At 45.4% G+C, this 22,025-nt stretch carries 23 protein-coding genes; 7 read left to right on the top strand and 16 right to left on the bottom strand.

The window, feature by feature from the left end; genetic code table 11:
* Position 1: 1 nt before the first annotated feature.
* Complete coding sequence (locus QUA58_RS11550; protein ID WP_333394148.1) at positions 2-2,080, bottom strand: DNA polymerase III subunit gamma/tau; 2,079 nt, start codon at positions 2,078-2,080, stop codon at positions 2-4.
* Positions 2,081-2,617: 537 nt separating this feature from the next.
* Between QUA58_RS11550 and QUA58_RS11545 the strand changes: the two genes are divergently transcribed.
* Positions 2,618-3,529, top strand: a complete 912-nt coding sequence (locus tag QUA58_RS11545) for a hypothetical protein (protein ID WP_333249724.1) — start codon at positions 2,618-2,620, stop codon at positions 3,527-3,529.
* Between the two features lie 17 nt (positions 3,530-3,546).
* Here the strand turns inward: QUA58_RS11545 and QUA58_RS11540 are convergent, their stop codons facing one another.
* The 5 genes from QUA58_RS11540 to QUA58_RS11520 all read right to left on the bottom strand — a co-directional run bounded on the left by QUA58_RS11540 (position 3,547) and on the right by QUA58_RS11520 (position 9,195).
* Positions 3,547-4,269, bottom strand: a complete 723-nt coding sequence (locus tag QUA58_RS11540) for a DevA family ABC transporter ATP-binding protein (protein ID WP_333394145.1) — start codon at positions 4,267-4,269, stop codon at positions 3,547-3,549.
* Positions 4,270-4,376: 107 nt separating this feature from the next.
* On the bottom strand, positions 4,377-5,216 hold the full coding sequence (locus QUA58_RS11535) for a Uma2 family endonuclease (protein WP_333394143.1): 840 nt from the start codon (positions 5,214-5,216) through the stop codon (positions 4,377-4,379).
* A gap of 195 nt (positions 5,217-5,411) precedes the next feature.
* On the bottom strand, positions 5,412-6,572 hold the full coding sequence (devC, locus tag QUA58_RS11530; protein WP_333249729.1) for an ABC transporter permease DevC: 1,161 nt from the start codon (positions 6,570-6,572) through the stop codon (positions 5,412-5,414).
* A 170-nt stretch (positions 6,573-6,742) separates the two neighbouring features.
* The gene (locus QUA58_RS11525) at positions 6,743-8,386 is read right to left on the bottom strand and encodes an HlyD family efflux transporter periplasmic adaptor subunit (RefSeq protein WP_333394142.1); all 1,644 of its coding nucleotides are present in this window, start codon (positions 8,384-8,386) and stop codon (positions 6,743-6,745) included.
* Between the two features lie 71 nt (positions 8,387-8,457).
* Positions 8,458-9,195 (bottom strand): phycocyanobilin:ferredoxin oxidoreductase, encoded by a 738-nt coding sequence (locus QUA58_RS11520; protein ID WP_333249733.1) that lies wholly within the window; start codon positions 9,193-9,195, stop codon positions 8,458-8,460.
* 130 nt (positions 9,196-9,325) lie between these two features.
* On the opposite strand from QUA58_RS11520, the gene tatA reads away from it, so the two are divergent.
* Positions 9,326-9,523 carry a twin-arginine translocase TatA/TatE family subunit gene (gene tatA, locus QUA58_RS11515; protein ID WP_333249735.1) on the top strand — a complete coding sequence of 66 codons (198 nt, stop codon included), beginning with the start codon at positions 9,326-9,328 and terminating at the stop codon, positions 9,521-9,523.
* A 61-nt stretch (positions 9,524-9,584) separates the two neighbouring features.
* Here the strand turns inward: tatA and panB are convergent, their stop codons facing one another.
* From panB to QUA58_RS11485, 6 genes are all read right to left on the bottom strand, one after another.
* Positions 9,585-10,361, bottom strand: a complete 777-nt coding sequence (gene panB, locus QUA58_RS11510; protein ID WP_333394140.1) for a 3-methyl-2-oxobutanoate hydroxymethyltransferase — start codon at positions 10,359-10,361, stop codon at positions 9,585-9,587.
* Positions 10,362-10,572: 211 nt separating this feature from the next.
* Positions 10,573-10,989: an aspartyl protease family protein gene (locus tag QUA58_RS11505; RefSeq protein WP_333249738.1), complete on the bottom strand. Its 417-nt coding sequence runs from the start codon at positions 10,987-10,989 to the stop codon at positions 10,573-10,575.
* A gap of 153 nt (positions 10,990-11,142) precedes the next feature.
* Positions 11,143-11,625, bottom strand: a complete 483-nt coding sequence (locus QUA58_RS11500) for a hypothetical protein (protein ID WP_333394138.1) — start codon at positions 11,623-11,625, stop codon at positions 11,143-11,145.
* 57 nt (positions 11,626-11,682) lie between these two features.
* Entirely contained in the window at positions 11,683-12,480 is a 798-nt protein-coding gene (locus QUA58_RS11495) for a hypothetical protein (RefSeq protein ID WP_333309616.1), read from the bottom strand.
* A 101-nt stretch (positions 12,481-12,581) separates the two neighbouring features.
* Complete coding sequence (locus tag QUA58_RS11490) at positions 12,582-13,016, bottom strand: hypothetical protein (RefSeq protein WP_333394136.1); 435 nt, start codon at positions 13,014-13,016, stop codon at positions 12,582-12,584.
* Between the two features lie 64 nt (positions 13,017-13,080).
* A complete protein-coding gene (locus tag QUA58_RS11485) occupies positions 13,081-14,841 on the bottom strand; it encodes a serine/threonine-protein kinase (protein WP_333394134.1) in 1,761 nt (586 codons plus the stop codon).
* 785 nt (positions 14,842-15,626) lie between these two features.
* Between QUA58_RS11485 and QUA58_RS11480 the strand changes: the two genes are divergently transcribed.
* From QUA58_RS11480 to QUA58_RS11470, 3 genes are all read left to right on the top strand, one after another.
* Positions 15,627-17,057: a form I ribulose bisphosphate carboxylase large subunit gene (locus QUA58_RS11480; RefSeq protein ID WP_106332410.1), complete on the top strand. Its 1,431-nt coding sequence runs from the start codon at positions 15,627-15,629 to the stop codon at positions 17,055-17,057.
* A 137-nt stretch (positions 17,058-17,194) separates the two neighbouring features.
* Entirely contained in the window at positions 17,195-17,605 is a 411-nt protein-coding gene (rcbX, locus tag QUA58_RS11475) for a RuBisCO chaperone RbcX (RefSeq protein ID WP_333249747.1), read from the top strand.
* A 45-nt stretch (positions 17,606-17,650) separates the two neighbouring features.
* On the top strand, positions 17,651-17,986 hold the full coding sequence (locus tag QUA58_RS11470) for a ribulose bisphosphate carboxylase small subunit (protein ID WP_333249749.1): 336 nt from the start codon (positions 17,651-17,653) through the stop codon (positions 17,984-17,986).
* 186 nt (positions 17,987-18,172) lie between these two features.
* Here QUA58_RS11470 and QUA58_RS11465 read toward each other — a convergent pair whose 3' ends face one another.
* Positions 18,173-18,814 carry a restriction endonuclease subunit R gene (locus QUA58_RS11465; RefSeq protein WP_333394133.1) on the bottom strand — a complete coding sequence of 214 codons (642 nt, stop codon included), beginning with the start codon at positions 18,812-18,814 and terminating at the stop codon, positions 18,173-18,175.
* A 69-nt stretch (positions 18,815-18,883) separates the two neighbouring features.
* Here QUA58_RS11465 and QUA58_RS11460 point away from each other — a divergent pair, with 69 nt between their 5' ends.
* Positions 18,884-19,159 (top strand): hypothetical protein, encoded by a 276-nt coding sequence (locus QUA58_RS11460; RefSeq protein WP_333249753.1) that lies wholly within the window; start codon positions 18,884-18,886, stop codon positions 19,157-19,159.
* A gap of 27 nt (positions 19,160-19,186) precedes the next feature.
* Here the strand turns inward: QUA58_RS11460 and QUA58_RS11455 are convergent, their stop codons facing one another.
* The gene (locus QUA58_RS11455) at positions 19,187-19,420 is read right to left on the bottom strand and encodes a hypothetical protein (protein WP_333249754.1); all 234 of its coding nucleotides are present in this window, start codon (positions 19,418-19,420) and stop codon (positions 19,187-19,189) included.
* A gap of 9 nt (positions 19,421-19,429) precedes the next feature.
* Positions 19,430-20,665: a hypothetical protein gene (locus tag QUA58_RS11450; RefSeq protein ID WP_333394132.1), complete on the bottom strand. Its 1,236-nt coding sequence runs from the start codon at positions 20,663-20,665 to the stop codon at positions 19,430-19,432.
* A 254-nt stretch (positions 20,666-20,919) separates the two neighbouring features.
* On the opposite strand from QUA58_RS11450, the gene QUA58_RS11445 reads away from it, so the two are divergent.
* Positions 20,920-21,189 carry a hypothetical protein gene (locus QUA58_RS11445; RefSeq protein ID WP_333249757.1) on the top strand — a complete coding sequence of 90 codons (270 nt, stop codon included), beginning with the start codon at positions 20,920-20,922 and terminating at the stop codon, positions 21,187-21,189.
* A gap of 106 nt (positions 21,190-21,295) precedes the next feature.
* Here the strand turns inward: QUA58_RS11445 and QUA58_RS11440 are convergent, their stop codons facing one another.
* Entirely contained in the window at positions 21,296-21,670 is a 375-nt protein-coding gene (locus QUA58_RS11440) for a hypothetical protein (protein WP_333249759.1), read from the bottom strand.
* Between the last annotated feature and the right edge of the window lie 355 nt (positions 21,671-22,025).

Below are 22,025 nucleotides of genomic sequence, written 5' to 3'. Positions count from 1 at the left end.
TTCACCAATCGATGAAATCATCCTGAGCTAACTCAGCAGATAACTCAGGAAAATCCGGTTCAGTTTCCAAGCTGAAACTCCCCGACTCCCAAATCTCTAAATCATCCGACAAATCGACTACTTGTCCCTCAAACATATCAGCCCATTGCCTACTCGTATTCGCGACAGCTTGAGCATCAGCCCGCACCGCTACAGCCTGAGCATTTAAGTCATTCTGAGAGTCTGTAGAGCCGTTTGTCTGCCGCAGAGGTTCAGAAACATTTGGCAGCTTGGCGGCAGTATTTTCAGTCGCCCAGGAGTGTTTTTGCTCTTCTCCCCCATTCCCCAAGAAATCATCGGGAATCTCAGAACTCGCTGAGTGCTGCACCTGTTGATTCGTATCAATAACAGGAGGAGAATTCCTAGGAGTTTCGGCAACACTTCCGTGAGAATTTGGCAAATCCGGGGCGCGGGAACTATTAGTTTCAGCGGGATTTGTCACTCCCACTTTTACTGTTACTTGACGGTTAAAAACTTGCACAAAAGCTTCTTCAATATTAGCTACTTTGTCTTTAACCATCTTCAGCAACGGCTGCGAACTAATCTTAACATAAGCACTATCATTGCTAAAAGTTACTAGCTGTCCGTGTTGGCGAAGTAGCGATTGAGTACCGTGGGGGCGAACGCGATCAAGTACCTGTTCCCATACTCGATTTAAATCGATTTCATCGGCTGAATTAGTCGGGGAATAATTTGTTTGATTCGTTTCAGCAGTTGGTACAGGTGCGGGAATCGCTGCATGAGGTGTGCTTTCTATTCGATTAGCTACAGGCTGCGAAGTCGGTGGAGGATTTTGCGAATTGGGAACTGAAGATTGTTCAATATTAGATGTCTGGTTCCCCCCCGATTGTAGGGGCGGTGCCCCCGTGCCCGCCCTGGCTTGATGGGGGTGAATTTGTGATGGAGCAATATTTTTACCTGGTTCGGCTGTTGGTTGTGGCTGAGTTCTAATTGCTGATGGCAACAATCCCAACAGCGTTACTTCCAGCCACAAACGCGGCTGAGTGGTGTTTTTAATTTGCACTTCGTGGGTTTGCAAATGTTTCTGACTTGCCAAAATTAACTCGGCATCCCAAGCACGGGCAAAATCACAGAGTTTTTCCCAAGTTGCGGCAGTTAAAGCTACTAAATCTGAGCGTTTTGGGGCTGCTTTGGCTATTAGCAAATCTCGGTAAAAGCTGGCGAGACTTTGCAGCACGATTAGCGGTTCTCGTCCTCTATCCATTAGGTGGCGAGTCATGTCTACTAAGGCTGTAGCGTCATCGTTTTCAATGGCTTGCAGCAGTTCCATTAAGTCATTTTCGGGGACTGCACCGACTAAATCCCAAACTTTTTCGACTGTTATTTCACCCTGAAATAAGCTTAGTTGGTCGAGCAAACTTTCGGCATCTCGCAGACCACCTTGGGCGATTTGAGCAACCATTTGTACTGCATCGCTAGCAATATTGATATTTTCTAATTGGGCAATCTTGTGCAAATGAGCAATCATTGCATCGAGGGGGATGCGGCGAAAGTCGAACTTTTGGCAACGAGAAATAATAGTTGGTAATACTCTTTGTGGGTCAGTTGTTGCGAGAACGAATACAACGCGATCGGGCGGTTCTTCTAGGGTTTTTAGTAAGGCATTAAATGCCTGGGTACTGAGCATATGAACTTCGTCGATTACATATACTTTATAGCGACACTGTACGGGAGCAAATTGAGCTCGTTCGATCAAATCCCGAATGTTATCTACTCCGGTGTTGCTGGCGGCGTCAATTTCGATGACATCTAGTGTGGAACCTCGGGCAATTTCTTGGCAAACGTTGCATTTGCCGCAGGGTGTGGGGGTGGGGGCAACCGTAGAAATACAGTTGAGGGATTTGGCGAAAATTCTGGCGCTGGAGGTTTTACCGGTGCCTCTGGGGCCGGTGAATAGATATGCTGGTGCTATGCGCTCTTGTAGGATGGCGCTGGTGAGGGTTTGGGCGATCGCCTCTTGACCGACTAATTCGGCAAATGTCTGAGGGCGATATTTGTGGTGCAGGGGTTCGTAGGTCACGATCGAATATTGGTGGTATTAGCTGTAATCTTAGCTAAGGAGACGTTGTTTGATCGCACCATAGCTCGACTTTCACTGCAAGCCACCCGGTGGGCTTCCACGGCGGGAGTGAGCCAACAGTAGGAATTATCACCCTCCCAACGTCCTCCCCTCGATCGTGCGGGCGATCGGCTGTTCTGCTTGATGTTTTCCGCTGCTCGCTCTCAGAGTTACTATTAATTTATGTGTATTTCTTTTTATTTTGCTAAAAACGGATACCGCCGAACAAACATTTTTTTAGCTGTATTGGTATAATATATTACAGACAATTCACCATTTCTACTAACCAGTACCAGCGCGGGATTTTCCGATATTTCGGAAACCTGCTTGCAGTTAAAGATAAAGTATTAATTAGAGGGTGCGTGCTCCGGTTGCAGAAATCCAGTTGTACCAAGATGATGGTGGAATGATGTCAATGTTGATTCATCCCGTTGCACTACCAGCTCTACTCTGGGGTTCTGTATAAATATAGCGTCAAATTTTACCCTTTAAAAGCCCATGTCAACCCAAATAATCCTTGTAGAACCAAGGTTGGCAGTAGCCTCTCCCAAACCTAAACAGGCTAAACCCGGACATCCGTCCTCAGACCAACTCTTCATGGGAGCCTCGGGATTACTGTTGTTATTGCTTATCGGTTTAGCGGTGTTTACCAAGTTAAAACTCGACGGTTTGAGCAAAAAGCTCACATTTGAAGAGTTTAGAAATCGAGAACTCCAGAAAAAATACAAAATGGCTCTGGAAACCATCTCAAAAATGGAAAAAAATCCCGACCTGATCCACTCGCGAGACTTTAATTTAGACTACCTGAGAATGCGGATGGCGGAAGAAGTTTTTCACTTTGGCATTGTGAACCAGATTAAGCAAAAAGTCAAAGAAAAAATTAGTATTGCCCTACGTCCGACGCAGAGTGCGGTGGGAGAGAAAAACGGGAATGCCGGCAGCGGCAGGCAAGTGGATTCGATGTTTGATATCGAATACGAAACTGGCGATCCCGCAGTAAAAATAGAAAAACGAGTGCTGTTTCGGATTCAAATTAAGCTGATGAAACTGCCGACTCAGGCAACATCGGCGACAATTAATCAAATTATTGACTGTTTGGAAACTTATCTGAGTCCTTCAGACGATCACGACAGTTGGCAGCCGACAATTCAAGGTCGCATAGTTCATATTGAGTGGGATCAAAAAGCCAAGCCGACGCCGATGTTGGTGCTGGAACAGTCGAATGAAGGGGTGAACGTTACCTTTAGGACTACGAGAACGCCTGCCGGACGACCTGCAAATGACCTTCAGAGCCAGTTGACAGGAGCGAAAGGCCAAAAAAGCGGCAAAAGTAGTTCTAAAAGTCCAGCAAAAGGTGCAACAAAAAGTCCTGCTAAGGTAGGAGGAAAGCGTCCCGGTTCTCGGAAATAAGTTGAGGTGGATTAATATTATTTTCCCGAAATAACGCCGGTTGTAGCGGCTGTAGATGTATCTTGTGCGAGGTAGCCGTCTTCCATGTGAATAATGCGATCGGCTATGTCTAAAATGCGGTTGTCGTGGGTGACAAGCAAAATAGTGCAGTGCTGTTCTTTGGCCAAACCTCGCATAATTTCTACCACATCTCGACCTGATTTACTGTCTAGTGCTGCTGTGGGTTCGTCTGCTAATACTAATTTCGGCTGGCTGACTAATGCCCGGGCGATCGCCACTCTTTGTTTCTGGCCACCAGAAAGACTGTCCGGGTAATAATCTATTCTTTCTCCCAACCCTACAGCTTCCAGCATTCCCTCTATTTTATCATTAGTTTCTTGGGGAGAAAGATGACTGTGCAGTTCTAAAGACATTTGCACATTTTGCCTAGCTGTCAAGCATTTGAGCAAATTGTGAGCTTGGAAAATATAGCCGATGTCGCGGCGGACTTTAACTAATTTATTTTTAGGCGTTCCCCGCAATTCTTGATCGAGAATTTTCAGACTACCTTCTTGAATCGATCGCAAAGCTCCAATCAAGGTTAACAATGTTGTTTTACCAGACCCAGAAGGCCCAGTCATCAGCACGATTTCGCCCGGATAAATTTCGAGGTTGATGTCAAATAATGTCTGTTTGCGAAGTTGTCCTTCGCCGAAGGAATGATTGAGATTTTTAATTGAAATAACTGGTGTAGCGTTCATTCGATTTTGGATTTTCGCATTGAAGATTTTCGATGGGACAGGAAGAGCCTCGAATATTCGATCGCCCCCTTTTCCCTATCCTCACAAAATAAAGCAACAGCCAAGACTCAAATGAGGTCGGGATCGATTCCCCGCGATCGCAAATAAGCAGCCAATCGCTCTTTTTGTTCTCGTTCGCGATCGGCGCGTTGACTCTCGGCTTCAGCGCGTCGACTCTCGGCTTCAGCGCGTTGGCGTTCCTGTTCGGCGTGGAGGCTCTCCAATCTAGCTCTCTCGCTCCCGGTCAGCAACAAATTTCCCTCGCTATCCCACCAGCGCAACCACTGTTGTGTCTGATTTTGATAGCTACCCGACCACACGCCCAACTCTACTCCCATCAGGTCGATCGGGTAATGTCCGCGATCGTTCGGCTCCAAGCGCCGATATCTAGTATTCACGCAATTGTAGACTTCTAATTCATTGGTTTGGATCTTGTAAATAGCGTAGTAGGGAATTCTGATAATCCGCTCGTATACCCAAAACTTTCCCGGTTTCTGGTTTCCCCCGGATGGCAAAGCAGATAAGGGAGTATTGTCGAGTTCTTCAGAACCATCACCGCTAGCAAATTCGATCGCGATCAACGGCGCAATATACTCGCGCCACAACACGTAGGAACGCCGATATTGCCCATCTAATCGGGGAGGCACGTTGGGGATGTAGAACCAGTCAGGTGCTTCGGCTCCGCGTTCTGGAGGCTCGGTTTCGCGCCAGTAGATGCCACAATCTTGCCCGATCGCATACTGTCCGTCGGGATGCAGATTTTGCAGTGTAATTTCTAGGGAGTCGGTGAGCAAAATGCTCTGAGGATGTTCTTGAAAGTTTTTCACAAACGTGCCGTCAGATTCGGGGAGTTGGGTGTGAGCGGGAAAGGCGGGAGGCAACGCTGTGGGGTTGAGGCTTTGGGTCATAGCGTAGAACCGAGGGAGAGTGCGATCGAGAGTGAGACGGATACTCTCCTACAGCATAGCGTTCGATCGGCACAGCTATCCAATTCCTTAAAGATACGAAGCAACCGGATTTCTGAGATTTCTTCCCTCAACATCCATCTGTGAAATTCGTTAAATACTGCACATTAATCGTTGTCAAACTTCCTTGTTCCTTCCTTAAAAAATATCCGCCGGGTCAGCCGCCTGCAACTTCCGAACTGCGATCGCCCCGGACACAGAACACATGACAACTGTCATTGCAAAAACAGTTCCAGCTTTCATCAAAGTCATGTACATCGGCAAACTCGTAGCACTTCTCCCTAAATTATACAGCAGCAGAGAAACCCCAAACCCCGGCAAATAACCAAGAATCGCCAAAATCAAAGCCTCTTGAAACACCACACCCAAAAAGTAAATGTCCTTATATCCCATCGCCTTGAGCGTAGCGTATTCGGGTAAATGATCCGTAACATCAGTATAAAGAATTTGATAAACAATCACTATCCCAACGATAAATCCCATTGCCGCGCCGAGAGTGAAAACAAATCCGATAGAGGTACTTTCCTGCCAATATTTTTTTTCAAAATCTACAAACTCTTCTTTAGAAGAAATTCTCACATCATTCGGCAAAGTTGCCCTCATTTTATCAACAACAGCCTTAACATCTGTTCCCGGCTGCAAGTGAACAATACCTATATCGATTAAACCTCTTGTTCTCCGCGTCGAAAAAATCCGCATAAAGTTCAAATCGCTGGTGACAAGATTTCCGTCGGCACCGAAAGAGGCCCCTATAGTAAATAAACCATCTACCCTAACGCGGCGATTGTCCACTTCAGTTTCAACAACTTTTCCCTGTTTGAAATATTCTGCTACCGGCCCAAACTCCGGGCGGGAAGCTTGGTCAAATAAAACCACATCCGAAATTTTGATTTTGTCCAAATTATTGTGGATTTCAGGCAGATCAAAGATGGGATGAGCGGGGTCAAAACCGATTACCATCAATTGGCGGGTATTTCGCTGGTTGGGGTCGGGGTTTTTCCACAATCCAAAGCCTAAATATACGGGACTAATTGATCTAACGCCGTCAAAACTCAAAGCTTGATACAAGCGACGCTGGGGAAAACTTTTCATGGCAATTAAAGCCGTTGACTGAGTGCTGGTGATAAAAATATCCCCTTTTAACTTCGCATGAAAGGTGATGGAGCTTTCAAATAGCGCGTCTCTAAATCCGAACTGCATAAACATCAGCAAGTCGGCAAATCCAATGCCGGCTAGCGCGATTACTAAGCGCATTTTTTCGCGGGTTAACTGTGCCCAAGCTAGCGGTATTTTGGCCATAAGAGTCTATTTTAGATTTTAGATTTGGGATTTGGGAGTAAATAATTTTAGGATTTAAGCACGGGTGTTGAGAAATCGTTTTTTTACCCTTATATTTGATTCAAACCCTTAATCTCGGTAAAAAACCCGGTTGCTTGAGTCCCCATGCGTAAGTCCTGTCAAGGTAAAATTTAGATATTTATTTTGACTTCAACCTGCAAGTTTGTTAGGGTTGCAACTTTCTTGCTCGATTCCGGATCGAGGCGAATTCTCACTTCGATAACTCTAGCATCGGTGTCGGCGGCGGGGTCTGTATTGAGGACATCTTTTTTGCTGATTTGTTTGCCGATGCGAGCGACTGTTCCTTCTAAAGTGCCTGCAAATACGGGGCTGCTGACGGTAGCGCGCTGGCCGTTTCGCACTTTGGCGATGTCGGTTTCGTAAACTTCTGCTACGGCGTACATTTGATCGGTGCCGCCTAGTTCTACGATGCCGTCTTGAGTGTTGACACCTTCTCCTTGTCGGCTGTGAACTTTGAGGATGTAGCCGGATACGGGTGCTTTGACGTAGCTTAAGTTTAAGTCTACTTGAGCTTTTTGTTTGGTGGCGATCGCACTTTCGACGGCGGCTTGGGCGGCTTGCACGTCTTCGGCACGGACTTCACCAATTTGGTCTAGATTTGCTTTGGATTGATTGATTTGTTCTGCGCCGGTTTCTGCTTTTTGTTTGAGCATTGCTTCGGCTTGATTGATTTGTTCTCTACCGGTTTCTATCTTTTGATTTAAGGTGGCTCTAGCTTGGTTAATTTCCTGCCTGCCTGTTTCTAACTTGCGTTTGAGATTGGCTCGGGATTGATTGATTTCCTGCTTGCCTGTTTCTATTGTTTGTTTGACTGTGGCTTTAGTTTCGACTATTTGCTCTTGCAGTGTTTGCACTGTTTTTTCTAATATAGCTTGAGCTTCTTTGACTCTCTGGCGAGCCGTCTCTACTCCTAAGCGTTTGGTGTCGTAGGCGGAAGCCGAAATTGCGCCTGTTTCGGAGAGTTCTTTATTGCGTTGTTCCTCGGCTTCGGCGTTGGTTAATTCGGCTTTTAGCCGATCAACTGTAGCGTTTTGAGAGGCTATTTCGCCGCGCACTTGAGCTTCTAGCCTCGCAAGTTTGGATTGCTGCACCTCTGTTTCTCTTTGCAGTTGTGCCTCCAATTTGGCAAGATTAGCTTGTTCGGCTTCGGTTTCTCTTCGGAGCGCGGCCTCGAATTTGGCGACGTTAGCTTGTTCGGCTTCGGTTTCTCTTCGCAGTTGAGCTTCTAAGCGGGCGACATTGGCAGCTTCGCCTTCGGTTTCTCTTTGACGTTGAACTTGAAACTTGGCAACTTCTGCTTTCCCGGCGCCGACAACGCCTGTTTTTGCACCTGCTTGAATTTTCGCTAATTCTGCTTGTTTAACTTTGACTTCTTTGTCGGCTTGTTGGAGGATTGCTTGGAGCCGATCGCGCGTATCGAGAACTGCTATGATTTGTCCTTGACTGACTCGATCGCCCTCTTCCACCTGCAAAAGTTCAATTCTGGCTCCCTCCGACGCCGAAGGGGCCGACAATTTGATAACTTCCCCCTGCGGAGTCAACCTACCCAAAGCGGTAACGCTGCTGCGGGTGGCGACGGAAGTTGCAGCAGCCGTTGCCGCCGCCGCCTTTAACTCTTCGGCTTTTCTAACTTCCGATACTTGCCAAAAACCCACTCCTGTGGTAATGACAGTGGCGGCGATCGCTAAACCAATGACTCCTCGCCCTGGGGGTTTTAAAAATGATTTATCCTTGACCCGTGATTCCTTTACCATTACTTATAAAGTAGGTGATTTCCTAATTAAGTTTTGCCCACCTACTATTAAGTATTGTAAACAAATTTGAGCTATTTAGGGAAATCAAAAAGCACCTCGGTCATGTAATGTTCGGCCCAATCTTGACCGAAAGCTTTTTCGAGTACGCGGCGGGTTTTGTCGTTTTGCTGCTGCTGGGTGCAGTAGTAAATATGAGCGTCGAGAATTTTGGATTCTTCGGCGGCAGAGACTGGTTGGCAAGCGACTGCCTGTTGGCAGTGAATTTCCACGTAGGATTCAACTATGTCCAGAAATCTGTTTTCTTCTTCCATCGACTCTGGCCGCACAAACAGACAAAATTCTGAGAAAATATCCCCCCATTCGGGAATTTGGCGGGGACAAGAAAATTGGTTGATCTGCAAACTTTCCAGTTGGGTTCGGTAGGTTTCCGACAAAGTTCGATCTGGATTGAGGGGAGAAAGGTCTGCGATCGCGGCGCTAACTTGGCCTTTGCCTGCTACGATATCCGTACCGAACATCGGCAAAGCATAATTCGGTCTGGGAAACATCACGCAGTGCAGGATATCGAGCACGGGCCCGACTTTAGCGAGTTCGAGATGTATTTTGCGGAACTGGGGCGTTTGATAGCAGCGGTTTTCAATGATCAGTTTTTCTCCTTCCAAGCGCCCTTCTACGTATCCCAACTCAGCGGGCAGGTGGTAGGGTTCGAGGTCGAGATAGCGATGCCATACTGCTTCCATCCGATCTGCTAAATCGCGGATGAGATGGTGCTGTTGGTCGCGCAGAGAAGGCTGGGATATTTCTAACATTCCTATTTAGCGGCCGATAGCTTAATAAAACTTGATTCTACTGTTGCACGATGCAGGAAAAAAGGTAGATACTTTTAAGGATATCAGCAGATCGACTTGCCGATCGAGCAAGTTTTACGGGAGATTTTGTATGTTTGGTCTGGGATTGCCCGAAATGGGCATTGTTGCGGTAGTCGCTATTTTAATTTTCGGCCCCAAGAAGATTCCGGAGTTAGGAAATGCCTTGGGGAAAACCTTGCGTAGTTTTAAGGATGGCATCAGTCAATCTGATGATGAAGCTGTTGATAAGGAGAAGGATAAAGAAGAAGAGGGTCAGCCGAAAGTGTAAATTAGGTTGGTAGTGAGGACTTTATTCCTCATTTTTAAAGAGGAAAGTCCTCACTAAGAACCTATTGGGGAAAGTTGCCTTCTCTAACTTCGAGGGAATAATCTTTTACAGCTTGGGTAATTGTTTCTCGCAAATTGGCGTAAGCTTTCGCAAAAGGCGGCTGTTTTTCAGAAAGTCCCAACAAGTCGGAAGTAACTAAAACTTGACCGTCGCAGTGCGGCCCGGCGCCGATACCAATGGTGGGAATAGTTAATTTTTGGGTAATTTGAGCGGCTAAGTCTGCGGGAATGTGTTCTAAGACGATCGCAAAGGCACCTGCTTCTTGAAGGGCGATCGACTCTGCTATGATGCGATCGGCTGCTTGGGCTGTTTTTCCTTGTTTTTTGTAGCCGAGTTGGTGTACCGACTGCGGAGTTAAACCGACGTGCCCCATAACTGGAATTCCGGCGGATGTTAGCTGCGAAACAGTGGCAGCCATTGCTGGATATCCGCCTTCCAATTTTACAGCTTGAGCGCCCGTTTCTTTCAAAACTCTCCCGGCCGAGTGCATGGCTTGCTGGGGACTTTCTTGATAAGTCAAAAACGGCAAATCTACAACAATTAATGCTTGTTTAACACCACGGCGCACAGCTTTAGCGTGGTGCAGCATTTCATCGAGGGTGAGGGGCAGTGTTGTCTCGTAGCCTAAGACTGTCATTGCGAAGGAATCGCCGACTAGGATGATATCTACGCCTGCTTGATCGATGAGTTGGGCGATCGCATAATCATAAGCTGTCAGGGCAACAATTGACCGCCCTTGTTGTTTCCATTGAATTAATTGATGAGTAGTGACTGACATTTTAGTGCAAAAATATAATATTATTTCTGGATATTACTAATGATATCAAATCCGGTTGATTCGTCCTTGTATAATTTGCGCTGTACAATTTGCGCGATGTAGGGGCGGGTTTTACCAACCATCTATGTTTAAAACTAAGTATATAGTAAACCCGCCCCCCTCATGTTAAAAGACAATGGGCAGTGTATTTATGGCAAAAACCATAGGAATTTTACACGCGAATATAACTTTGGCTTCCCTCTGCCGGCAAAACAATCAACCGCTGATTTTTCAAATCTGGTTCTAAACCCAAATCTTCGAGGGGAATTAAGCCGAGTAAAGGTTCTTCTCCTGCGGGAATTTCTACACAATCATACCTGCCTTCTCGTCCAGCTACGGCAAGAGTGACATCTTTGAACAGACGAAATTTTCTGGTTCCTATTGCCGTATGTCCGTCGATTTCACCTAGCATTGGCAAACCCAACTGACTGATAATATCTGCTGGTAAGCAGAGTCGAGTTGCGCCTGTATCGACTAAGACGTTATCGATGGTGATAGAGCGAATTTGCTCTGCGGGGATGAACCCTCTTTCTCCCAGAATTTCATCGATGTGATTGGTGACGGTTATTGTTGCGGTGACTCTGCCCATTATTTTATTCTTTTGTTTTGCTAGAGAATGTTTGCGTTGCTTTTTGGCGAAATTATATACAATTCAGGGTGCATATTCTATATTTTAACAATATTTGTAACTGAGAGCGATGTTGTTATTTATTGTTTAAATTGGATTGAAAAATATGGCAAATTAATAGCAAAAATGCTCTCTACTTATTGAGTTACGAAGCTTCTGCCATTCTTGTTTAGAAATATCTGCACGAGTTTTGTCCCCCGATGGATCGCGGATATCCCAAATTGTATCTGCAATCCGATCCTCTTCGAGGGCTCCGCTAACGAGCGATCGCCCATGAGAACGATAATCGAAGTCCCAGAAAGCATCACCGACGCAATCTCCTTGTGTAGTAATCATTTCTCGATCGACTGTAGTACGAATAGCATTCCATTCGCGGATGTAGGCAGAAGAATCGTCAGATCGCAATTTGCGATCTCCTAATTGAGGATTCACTCTATAAAAAAACCAATCCGTAAACCTATCCACAGTTTGAGTTCGTGATTCATAATCGCGCGCTGTAGCACTGTCTAGATTGGAACCACCGAGTACAAGGGCTATTAACGCACACACCCCTAAAAACTTCAATCTTGACTTAATTGAAAGTGATTTAATTAGCACGATTAAACCTAATAAAAATTGTCAATTGCCCCGATATAGCTGGTAATAAATCTTATTTTACCATCCATTTTTAGAACAAGAAATTCCTCCCCTTTTGGGTGCGAACGTAGATAAGCACCAATAATTTTTTCCATCAAACACAACGCCTTTTTTGATATATTGTAACACAGAGAGAGGTTGCCACGGTCGATCGATATTAGACTCGTCATAATATCGATATTGTTTTCCCTTGACCTCTAAACCCTGATCTGTACCTCCCAACCAATAACGACCTTCTTGAATTATGTTTGATGACGATTTGTGTTGATGGCTATCTGTCTTTTTCTCCATCCACCAATTCCTCACAAAACGTTTTGTATTTTCAGAACCTCTTGTCGTAGCGACTATAACTAGCAGTTCTTCTTGTTGATTGATAAACTCAAAACGACAAGGCCCCTCTCCTGTACCAGAACAATCCTTAATCTCTTTATATCCTAAATCAAATAGCTCTTTAACCGAACGATCTCTGAGGTTAGGTTGACCTTGTAAGCTGGGCTGCCACCCTTGTTGAATTAGGATTTGACGCGCGTCTTTGTATGGCATACCTTGTTGAAGAGGTATTTTTTTAGGGGAATTTACAGAATTTTCAAGGCTAACTTGAACTTCTTCACTTAAAGCAACGATTGTTGAATTTTTTTCAGGATTATTAAGGGATTTTTTTTGACTGGCTGTATCGATGTTTGCACTATTTTTGCTGGGATTTTGTTGCTGTGGGGCAGCACTGGCAAAACTTGTATATCCCATGGCGATTAGTCCAAGCAAGGCTGCAATAATTCTGGTTGTAACAAGAGTGCGATCGCATATCCAATTTTTCATACTCATCGGTTAAAAACCTTTCTTTTTACAGAGTTGTGTAAAGATGACCTCTACTCTAGGAGTTATCTTCGATAAATGCTGTGGCGTCAGGCGATCGAGTCTCACAGTCCACAATTGGAAATATACATTTCGCGTCGAATTGCTAACCATTCATTGCTGCGGGCTTTATCACCTATATTAATTTGCTGTCCTGTCGTTTGAGGATGACGACTATAAAAAATTATATCTGCAAGGCGATCGTAGATTTGCTCGTATGTCTCGCCGTTAATTACTGTGAATTCCCATCCTATATCTCCTGGGCCGGGACTATAGCAGACTTCTTGTGCGGGCTTAACTCGCGGATATATTGCTGCGCGTAATCTCTGCCATTCATTTATATAGTTGCGATCGCCCGCTTGCAGTTTGCGATTGTTGAGTCCAGGATTAACCCTGTAGAACAATAAATCGGTTAATCTATCTACGGTTTGATCGCGCGATTCGGCTTTGGCTAAATTGGCCCCACCGAGAATAAGGGCCAGCGCCAGAGCACCAACCATTAAAAATCTTGAGACAGACTTAATTGATAACGACTCGATTAGCATAGTGATTTGGTGTTAATTTCTACCGCCATCCCAACCACCTGAGCACGGGCACAACTAAATAATGACTGACTCCCAAACAAAGCCCGATCGCACTTCCCAACAAACCAAAAAACACAACCGAGCCCCAAACCTGCAACCAGCCGAAGGAAGCACCAGACGACAGCGACAAAATCCCTAAAAAACTCCCCGGAAAAATGTTCAAAACATTCAAAAACAAAAACAGTCCCGTAGAACAAACAGCCACTACCAAAGCATGAACTAATTGGTGACTCCGCAAACCCATTCCGATCGTTAAAGTGGCGATCGCAAAAGCCCCCAAGATCACCCCCTGCACACCACTAGAAGCTGTTGCTTCCATCCAGCACAAACCAGCCAACAAATAACCCTGAGCTCCCATCAATCCAGACAGCCAATACTGTTTTTGCTGGCGAAAACTCCCCGCATCCGTCAAACCGATCGCAGTTCCGAACCCTGCAAACCCAAACAGCAGCACTTCCGGCCCGACAGCGAAAGTCAAGTTAGGAATTAATTGCTGCAAACCTTGATTCAGAAAACTGGCAACTTCCTGGCCAATAGGCGAAGCATAACTCAAAACCAAACCGCCGATCGCCCCCGCACTTCCACCAACCCCGCCGAGCACCATTTCCCAGCCCGTATCGAGAGAAGCTACCACGATTTGGGCGATCGCGCCGAACAGCAAAACCGTCAAATTTGCCGTTTTTTGCGCCCCCGCTACCACTATTTGTCGGCAGAATTCCAAAACAGCTTGACCGGCTGGGGCAATCGCAATTTTGCCCTTACTCCTAGCATAAATCTCCTGCAAGCGCGATCGAACATCCCCAGCCGCAGCCGGACGCTGCTGCACATTCGATCGCACCATATCATCCAACAAATTCGCAAAAGCCGGACTTACAGACACAATATGTCGCCACCGCAACTCTCCCGTCATCGGATCTTCAATTTCAGCGGGATACTTCCCCGTCAGCAAATGAATGCAAGTCCGCCCCAGGGCATAAAAATCCGTCGCCGGTACCACACCGCCTCCCACAATTTGTTCCGGGGGACTGTATCCGGGCGAAATCAACCGCGTCGAGCTCGGAGAATCTTTCCCCACCGGTGCGCCACCGCCCATCTGTTTAACTCCCCCAAAGTCGATCGCCACCAATTGCAGTCCGCCCAAACCCTTGCTCAGCAAAATTTGTGGCGATTCCGCGTCTCGCAGCATCAAATTGCTCGGTTTAATGTCGCGGTGAATAATCTGACACCTGTGCAACTCCTCTAAAATATCCACAGCTTGACTCAGCCAACTAAACACCCATTCCTGCGGACACCCCTGAGAGTGTTCTTCGAGAATTGCTTCTAAAGTTTTGCCGTGAATCTTTTCCATGACCAAACAAGGCAAGTGCCTCGCTGTGACATTTCTATCCCCGCCTGAAAAATTTTGAGTTTTGACGTGAAAATAACCGTCCGGCTCGACTCTAGGGACACCTGAGTGCCGCAAACGTGCCAAAACCCAAGCTTCTTGCTCGAATAGTTTCAGGGCTTTCGGGGCAGTTTCGAGCAACACTTTCAGGACGCGATCGGTTTGAGTTTCTGTGTCCCAAACCGTGTATATGGCTGCAAAACCCCCGGAACCGAGAACTTCTAAAGGAACGTAGCGATTTTTTAGCCGCAGCGGAGTCCCACAATTCTGACAAAAATTGTTGCCCCAAGTCTGAGGGTAAGGCCTTGGGCAATCTGGATTGATGCAGTGGACGGCTTTTGAAGGGGGATGGGGCACAACCAGAGTAGAAATGGGGCTAAATATCCATACTAGACTTACGTGCAGCTAACCCAGAAACCCGGTTTTAAGCGAGGTTTAATTGCTGTAACGACGGATTTGCGTTGGTTTATACACCAGGTTGCTGCACAAGTCCCTGTCCATATTATGTGCTATGGTGCGGATTTTTGACTTGGTGGTCAGTCAGTCGATTTTAGATTTTAGATTTTGGATTGAAGAATTGAAGAATTGCTGGATTACTTGCCGATCGCACTTGCGACTTCAGAAACCCGGTTTCTTTGTAGATTTCTCGTTAATAAACGTAAATTTTTCGTAGAAACCGGGTTTCTCGCCCCCCACGAGATTTGAGATTTTGGATTTGAGATTTTGGATTGCAGACTGAATTGCAGTTGAGATCGATTTCAACTACAACCACGAAATCTAAGTATTTATAACTAATTCCCAATTTCCCAATTCCCAATTTCCCATTCCCAATTACCAATTCTGATTTTCCAGGATCAAATTCTTTACATAAACCTTATTTATCGGTTGTTTGGCTTGCTGCAAAATATCTTTCGCGCGATCGAACTTCCCCGCCCCCTCTGCGATCCCTAGCCTTTCCCCCTGCATCCTTCGCCGCTTGCATTTTATAAGATATGTTACAAAACATTGCCTAATGTAAAGTAAAATAAACAATACTTATGAGGATTAAAAGAATATTAAAATTTTAGAGCACCAGTTTATTGATATATTTTTAACAGCCTGCGATCGGGCAAAAAAATTAAGCGAATACTAGGAAGCGAGATATGGCTTACGCGCAAACCCAAACTCAATCAAAGGCTGGGTATAAAGCCGGAGTTCAAGACTATAAACTAACGTATTACACGCCGGACTACACGCCGAAAGATACAGATATTTTGGCAGCATTCCGCGTCACACCTCAGCCGGGAGTTCCCCCAGAAGAAGCTGGAGCTGCTGTGGCCGCCGAATCTTCCACTGGTACATGGACAACTGTTTGGACTGACCTCCTGACCGACCTCGACCGCTACAAAGGTCGCTGCTACGACATCGAACCAGTTCCTGGTGAAGACAACCAATACATCTGCTTCATCGCCTATCCTTTGGATTTGTTTGAAGAAGGTTCCGTCACCAACTTGCTGACCTCTTTGGTCGGTAACGTATTCGGTTTCAAAGCTCTGCGCGCCCTGCGGTTGGAAGACTTGCGGGTTCCCATTGCTTACCTGAAAACCTTCCAAGGCCCTCCTCACGGTATTACCGTTGAGCGGGACAAATTGAACAAGTATGGCCGTCCTTTACTGGGTTGTACAATTAAGCCCAAATTGGGTCTGTCTGCTAAGAACTACGGCCGTGCCGTTTACGAAGTTCTACGCGGCGGTTTGGACTTCACCAAAGACGACGAAAACATCAACTCGCAACCGTTCATGCGCTGGCGCGATCGCTTCCTGTTCGTTCAAGAAGCTATTGAAAAATCCCAAGCAGAAACCGGCGAAGTCAAGGGCCACTACCTCAACGTAACCGCCCCTACCTTTGAAGAAATGATGGAACGGGCTGAGTTCGCCAAAGAAATCAAAACCCCGATCATCATGCACGACTACCTAACCGGTGGTTTCACTGCAAACACCAGCTTGGCCAAATGGTGCCGCAAAAACGGTATTTTGCTGCACATTCACCGCGCTATGCACGCTGTGATCGATCGTCAAAAAAACCACGGTATCCACTTCCGCGTGCTTGCCAAGTGCTTGCGGATGTCCGGCGGCGACCACCTGCACTCCGGTACAGTTGTGGGCAAACTCGAAGGCGAAAAAGGCATCACGATGGGCTTCGTAGACTTGATGCGCGAAGACCACATCGAAGAAGACCGCAGCCGCGGTATTTACTTTACCCAAGATTGGGCCTCCATGCCTGGTGTCATGCCAGTAGCTTCCGGTGGTATCCACATCTGGCATATGCCAGCCTTGGTTGAAATCTTCGGCGACGACTCCTGCTTGCAGTTCGGCGGCGGCACCTTGGGACACCCTTGGGGTAACGCACCTGGTGCAACAGCTAACCGCGTTGCTTTGGAAGCTTGCGTCCAAGCTCGTAACGAAGGCCGCAACTTGATGCGCGAAGGCGGAGACATTATTCGCGAAGCTTGTAAGTGGAGCCCTGAATTGGCTGTTGCTTGCGAACTCTGGAAAGAAATCAAGTTTGAGTTCGAGGCAATGGATACCGTTTGATGATTTTGGGTTTGAGATTTTAGGTTTTAGGTCGCAAACTTGCTGGGAAGTCTTTATCTTTGAAGAAGATTTACTTGTAAGTTTGCATCCAAAATCTAAAATCCAAAATCTAAAATTTGAGGGAGCTGGGGTCAAAAATGGATCTCAAACAAGTTGCGAAAGACACCGCTAAGGTGCTGGCAAGTTACCTAACCTATCAATCCGTGCGGATTGTGGTCGCTCAGTTGAGCGAAACCAATCCTGCTCAGGCAATCTGGTTGAATGACTTTTCCACGAAGGGCAAAATCCAAGATGGAGAAGCTTACATTCACGAGCTGCTGAGGGAAAATCAAGATTTAGGATTTCGGATCATGACTGTGCGAGAATATCTGGCTCACGATGTGACGGAATTTTTGCCAGAAATGGTTTTTACTGGCATTCAACAGTCGAATATGGAACACAGACGCCAGCATTTGGAGCGAATTACGCAGCTTAATTGGTCTGTTTCTAGCAGTCATCCTGAAGCATCAATAGATTCTGAACCGAATCTAGATAATTTGTCGAGTTAATCGATCGACAAGTGCGATCGAACACACACCTTAGAGATACAAAAAATGAAGACTTTACCTAAAGAGCGTCGTTACGAAACTCTGTCCTATTTGCCCCCGCTGACAGACGCCCAAATTGCCAAGCAACTGCAATACATCCTGGATCAAGGCTACATTCCCGGCGTAGAATTCAACGAAACCTCTGCCCCTGAAATGCGCTACTGGACTTTGTGGAAATTGCCTTTGTTTGGTGCTCGCAGCGTCCAAGAAATCATGAGTGAAATTCAAGCTTGCCGCCAAGAAAATTCTCAGTCTTACATCCGCGTCATGGGTTTTGACAACGTGAAGCAATGCCAAGTGCTGAGCTTCATCGTGCACAAGCCAAACACCAGAGGCTACTAAGTTTTAACAGCTCTATTTTTTAGAGAAAAAGTTAGCTAAAAATTGAGGTAGGGAATTCTCCCTGCTTCATTTTTTTTTATGCAGAAGACTCGGCGGTTGAAACCGCATCTATACAGTTGAAGACTCGGCGGTTGAAACCGCGTCTATACAAACAAAACCCGCGGAGGCGGGTTGAAGATTGGATTGCTAGAGTTTACAAATAGCTTTCAAAACTTGCAGCAACACAACTGAAGATTCGGGTTCCATCAAAGTCAGAAAGGGCATTAACTGATAGGTGGGCGGATTGCCGCGACGGATATTAACGAACTGATAAAACTCTCCGCTGGTTGCCATTCCCCAGACTGACTCTTGATATTCTAAACTTTTATAGGCATAAGTTAGCAGTTGGGGCAAACCAGCACGCGGAGCAATTAGACTGTTTTTAGATTCTATTACTAAAATCCAAAATCCTATATCAGCGGCGATTTGTTTTTCTTTATTGATTGCTAAGATGTCAAATCGACCTGTAATCGTTGTGTCTTCATCTTCTATAGTTATGTTAGCAATGTCTTGTTCTAGACTCATCTTGATTGGGCGGCGGTAGAAGCCAGCCAATCGCATTAAGGGAAACGTAGTTAAAGCCTGTACCAGTCCTTCAGAGACTCTTTCCACTAAGAGGTATTCGCGAAAATCGTTGCGGATTTGGGCGAGTTCTAACTGTTCTATCTCTGTTAAGGATTCTAAGGATAAAAAATTTGTGTACGTGTCATTATTAAGCTGCTCTTGGAATTTCAAAAATTGACTGACTTCACCGAGCGTTATATTTTTGGCGTTAATAGTTGTTGTCATGTTTGATAGTTATTTAAGTTTTAGCTATAATTTTAACATAGAGATTGCGGTGATCGAGTAGCAAAATCCATGACCCCGAAAGAAGCACGAGAATTATCTATCAGTTTAAAACTTCCTGAATTAGTAGGAAATGCCTTAGAGATTCAGCAAGCAGAAATCATTAGAGCAGAGAAACTTCAACAAGTTCCCTTTTTCGAGGCTGAGTGGGAAATGTTTATGACTGAGATTGAGAATAAAGGTTACTATGACAACTCTCTCCAGCTACTCAAACAAAGTGATGTTGCTAAATTTTGGATAAAATACCGTGAATTAGATTTTTGGCAACTCCTAAAGCTTTTTCAGTAAAGTTGCACATTCACCATTTAATCTATTTTAATCTATTCTCTCCATCACAATACAGTCAACAATTTCGTATCCCCAATTATAATGTTTATTTGCCATTTGCTTGGCCATGTCATATTCACCTAAATAACACAGTTCAGCTAACTTTTGATACCCCTCCTCTTTCTCTTGCTGCCATCTTTCCCGGCGCAGCCTTTTTCTTTCTGCTTCTGAGAGAGAAGGTCTTTCTAAACCAAATACATCTATTTCGCTAATTCGTTGCATGGTTGCCTCCTAAAAAGGAATTGATTCTACGATCTCACCGTCAACTATTTCGTAGCCCCATTCTGGATGTTCGGTGATTTGTTTTTCAACTATACTCCGACCCATCGGAGTTTTGCAAGCTTTCTGCAAAGATTCAATACTGGGATCTTCAACAACTGAATTTGACTCTTTTTCTTCACTTTCCTGTTGTTTTAAAGTTCTGGGGGAAAGGGTGTTAGCAGTCGATGGTGTGAGGGAAATTTGAGGTGCGATCGCTTCCAGTTTCTTCATGACACTTTCTTTGGTAAATTGAGGTTTTTCTGTAAAGGAAGGTGGCAGATAGGGTGTCTGCACTCCTAGGTTTTTGGCTTTGAGTGCATCGTCAGCAATACGATCGCACTTTCGCAAAAAACCCTCCCACAAATCCTTCCCCAACACTGGATTTCTCAAATCAGCGCGGGCTCTAGAGACTGCTGCTTCCAGCGGTTCGCCCTTGTGTACATAATACTGAATTCGCTCCTCTTCAAAAGCAGGATAAGGCACTTCTGGCTCGATTTCCCAATCCCGCTGGACTTTCTGACTTTCTCCTAACGGAATTCCGGCGATAAATTCCTCCCAAAAAGCCGAGGTTAAGCCTTTTGTCATCCTGTCAATAATGTTAAATGCCCATCCCGAAGGATTGCCAAACCATAAATTACGTTCTTTGGCATATTCTTCTAAAACCCGCTGAAAGTTGTGCAATTCTTCTTGGGAATTCCAAGGCCCGCTAAATTGGTAATGAGGCGTGACAGCAACGGCTATTTGCTGGCGGGGTTGCCCGAAATATTTGTCTGTTTTAACTACATGATTTGGGGGTGATGTTTCGCGGAAAATTTCTACAGGGTGATTGTTGTTTTCGCGACTTATCGGTGTTATAATATCTGGCGGATTCGGTGTCCAAAAGTTATTAAGTTTTTCCTCGAAAGCGTCAATGTCCGCCCAGAGTTCTAGGGTGTCCGTGTTGGGATTTGTTAATTTTTCTTTCAGGAACGATCGCACTTTGAGCAGGCGTCTCGCGAGTTCTTGTTCTTCGTGATTTAAACCGGTGGCTTTTTCAATTTCGCTGCTGTTGGTTTTCACCCATTCGGCAGAGTTGGAGTGTTGTGATTGCCATTGTAATAATTGGCAAAGAAAAATGCTCGCCGCGACTCCGCCGGTAATTGGAGCAAGTTTGGGATAGTAGATGGCGGGATTTCCGAGATTTCCTAAAAATATTCCTATTTTCATTTTGTATATTCTTAATTCCCTTGAATTTTAGGGTTATTATTGGCGCAGCTTAGCTTGAATTTTAGGGGGCGCATCGGGCCAACTTGCCTCGACTAAACTAGCATGGAGAAACTTAAGATTTTCTTTAAGCTTCTGTGTATTCCTGACTGAATGGAGTTTCTAGAGTAAAAACGGGGATCGCTTATTCGATCGCCTGATTGACAGGACTGAGTTAAACGTAATAATAAATTATTTACTGTACCGATCCTCCCAAAATGAATCCAGAACGCCAAGAGGCTTATTTGAACTTGATCGAGCGAGTGCTTACCTGTCCCAACGGCCAAGAGCCAGAGGTTTTGAGTTCGTGTTCCGATTTAATTGATGCGGGATTTGTGCAAATGCTAATCCAGATATCGGCTTCAATGGCGCGCGAAGGTGACGAAGATACTGCTAATTTTTTAGTGCAACTTGCACGTTTGCTGGGGAAATCTTTGGCTTTGTCGCCGGATTTTGTGCCGGCTGGGTACAGCAGTGCACAGGGATAGAGCAAAAGTGCGATCGGCTCGTTATATGATGTTTTGGGAAATAAGGGCGATTCCGTACCCTTCGGGATAGCTTTGCTTCACCTAATTTTTAAATGCAGCTATGGCTTTACAGTTTATATTCGAGAGGCTCGCAAAACCCATTCACCCCAGTTTTAAATACATAAATAATCACCGAAGTGACCAAAATATCAGGGCAAATTTTTGCTGCAACTAAATCTCTAAATGCTGCATTCAATTGTCCGTTTGTCAACTCTTCTTTAACCTCTGATTTGCAGATAGCAACGCGGCATCTTTTAGCCAATCCGTCTAACCAATTTTCCGAGATATTCGGTTCTTGTCCGGCTTGAATTGCTAGAGATATCGCTGCATCTTCGATGTTACCTTCGCAATCTTCGATTGCGTCTAGGGCTTTTAGGGCTTCGGGATATTCGGCTAATTGTGAGCGAAATTGGGCAATTTGTTGTGAGGTAATAATCACCATATTATTTTCCTGTGTTCTCTGATGGTGGGATTAGCTTAGCAATTAAAGTGGATATTATAGCATTTTTTTGATTGAGGTGGGAATTGCGCGATCGAACTTAATTACATTTCCCAATGATATTTTGCACTTCGCAATAGTCCGCTGGGGTTTAAATCCCCATCTTACAGCTTAAGTCCGGGCGATGAGGACTGATGTTGAAATTGACAAAAAGTGCGACTAAAATAGGTTTGTAGGACTCATATTTATGGGGCAATACGGTTTACTTAAGGCTTTTTGACGAATTTCTTAAGTCAACCATAAGGCGGTAGGGGCGGCTTGGGCGAGCGAATTTATGAAATAATCGACTGTATCAAGG

This window comes from Microcoleus sp. N9_A1 (genome assembly GCF_036701795.1).
In the GTDB taxonomy this organism is placed as follows: Bacteria; Cyanobacteriota; Cyanobacteriia; order Cyanobacteriales; family Microcoleaceae; genus Microcoleus.
The sequence above is the reverse complement of the archived record's forward strand: the minus strand, read 5'-3'. Positions and strand labels throughout refer to the sequence as shown.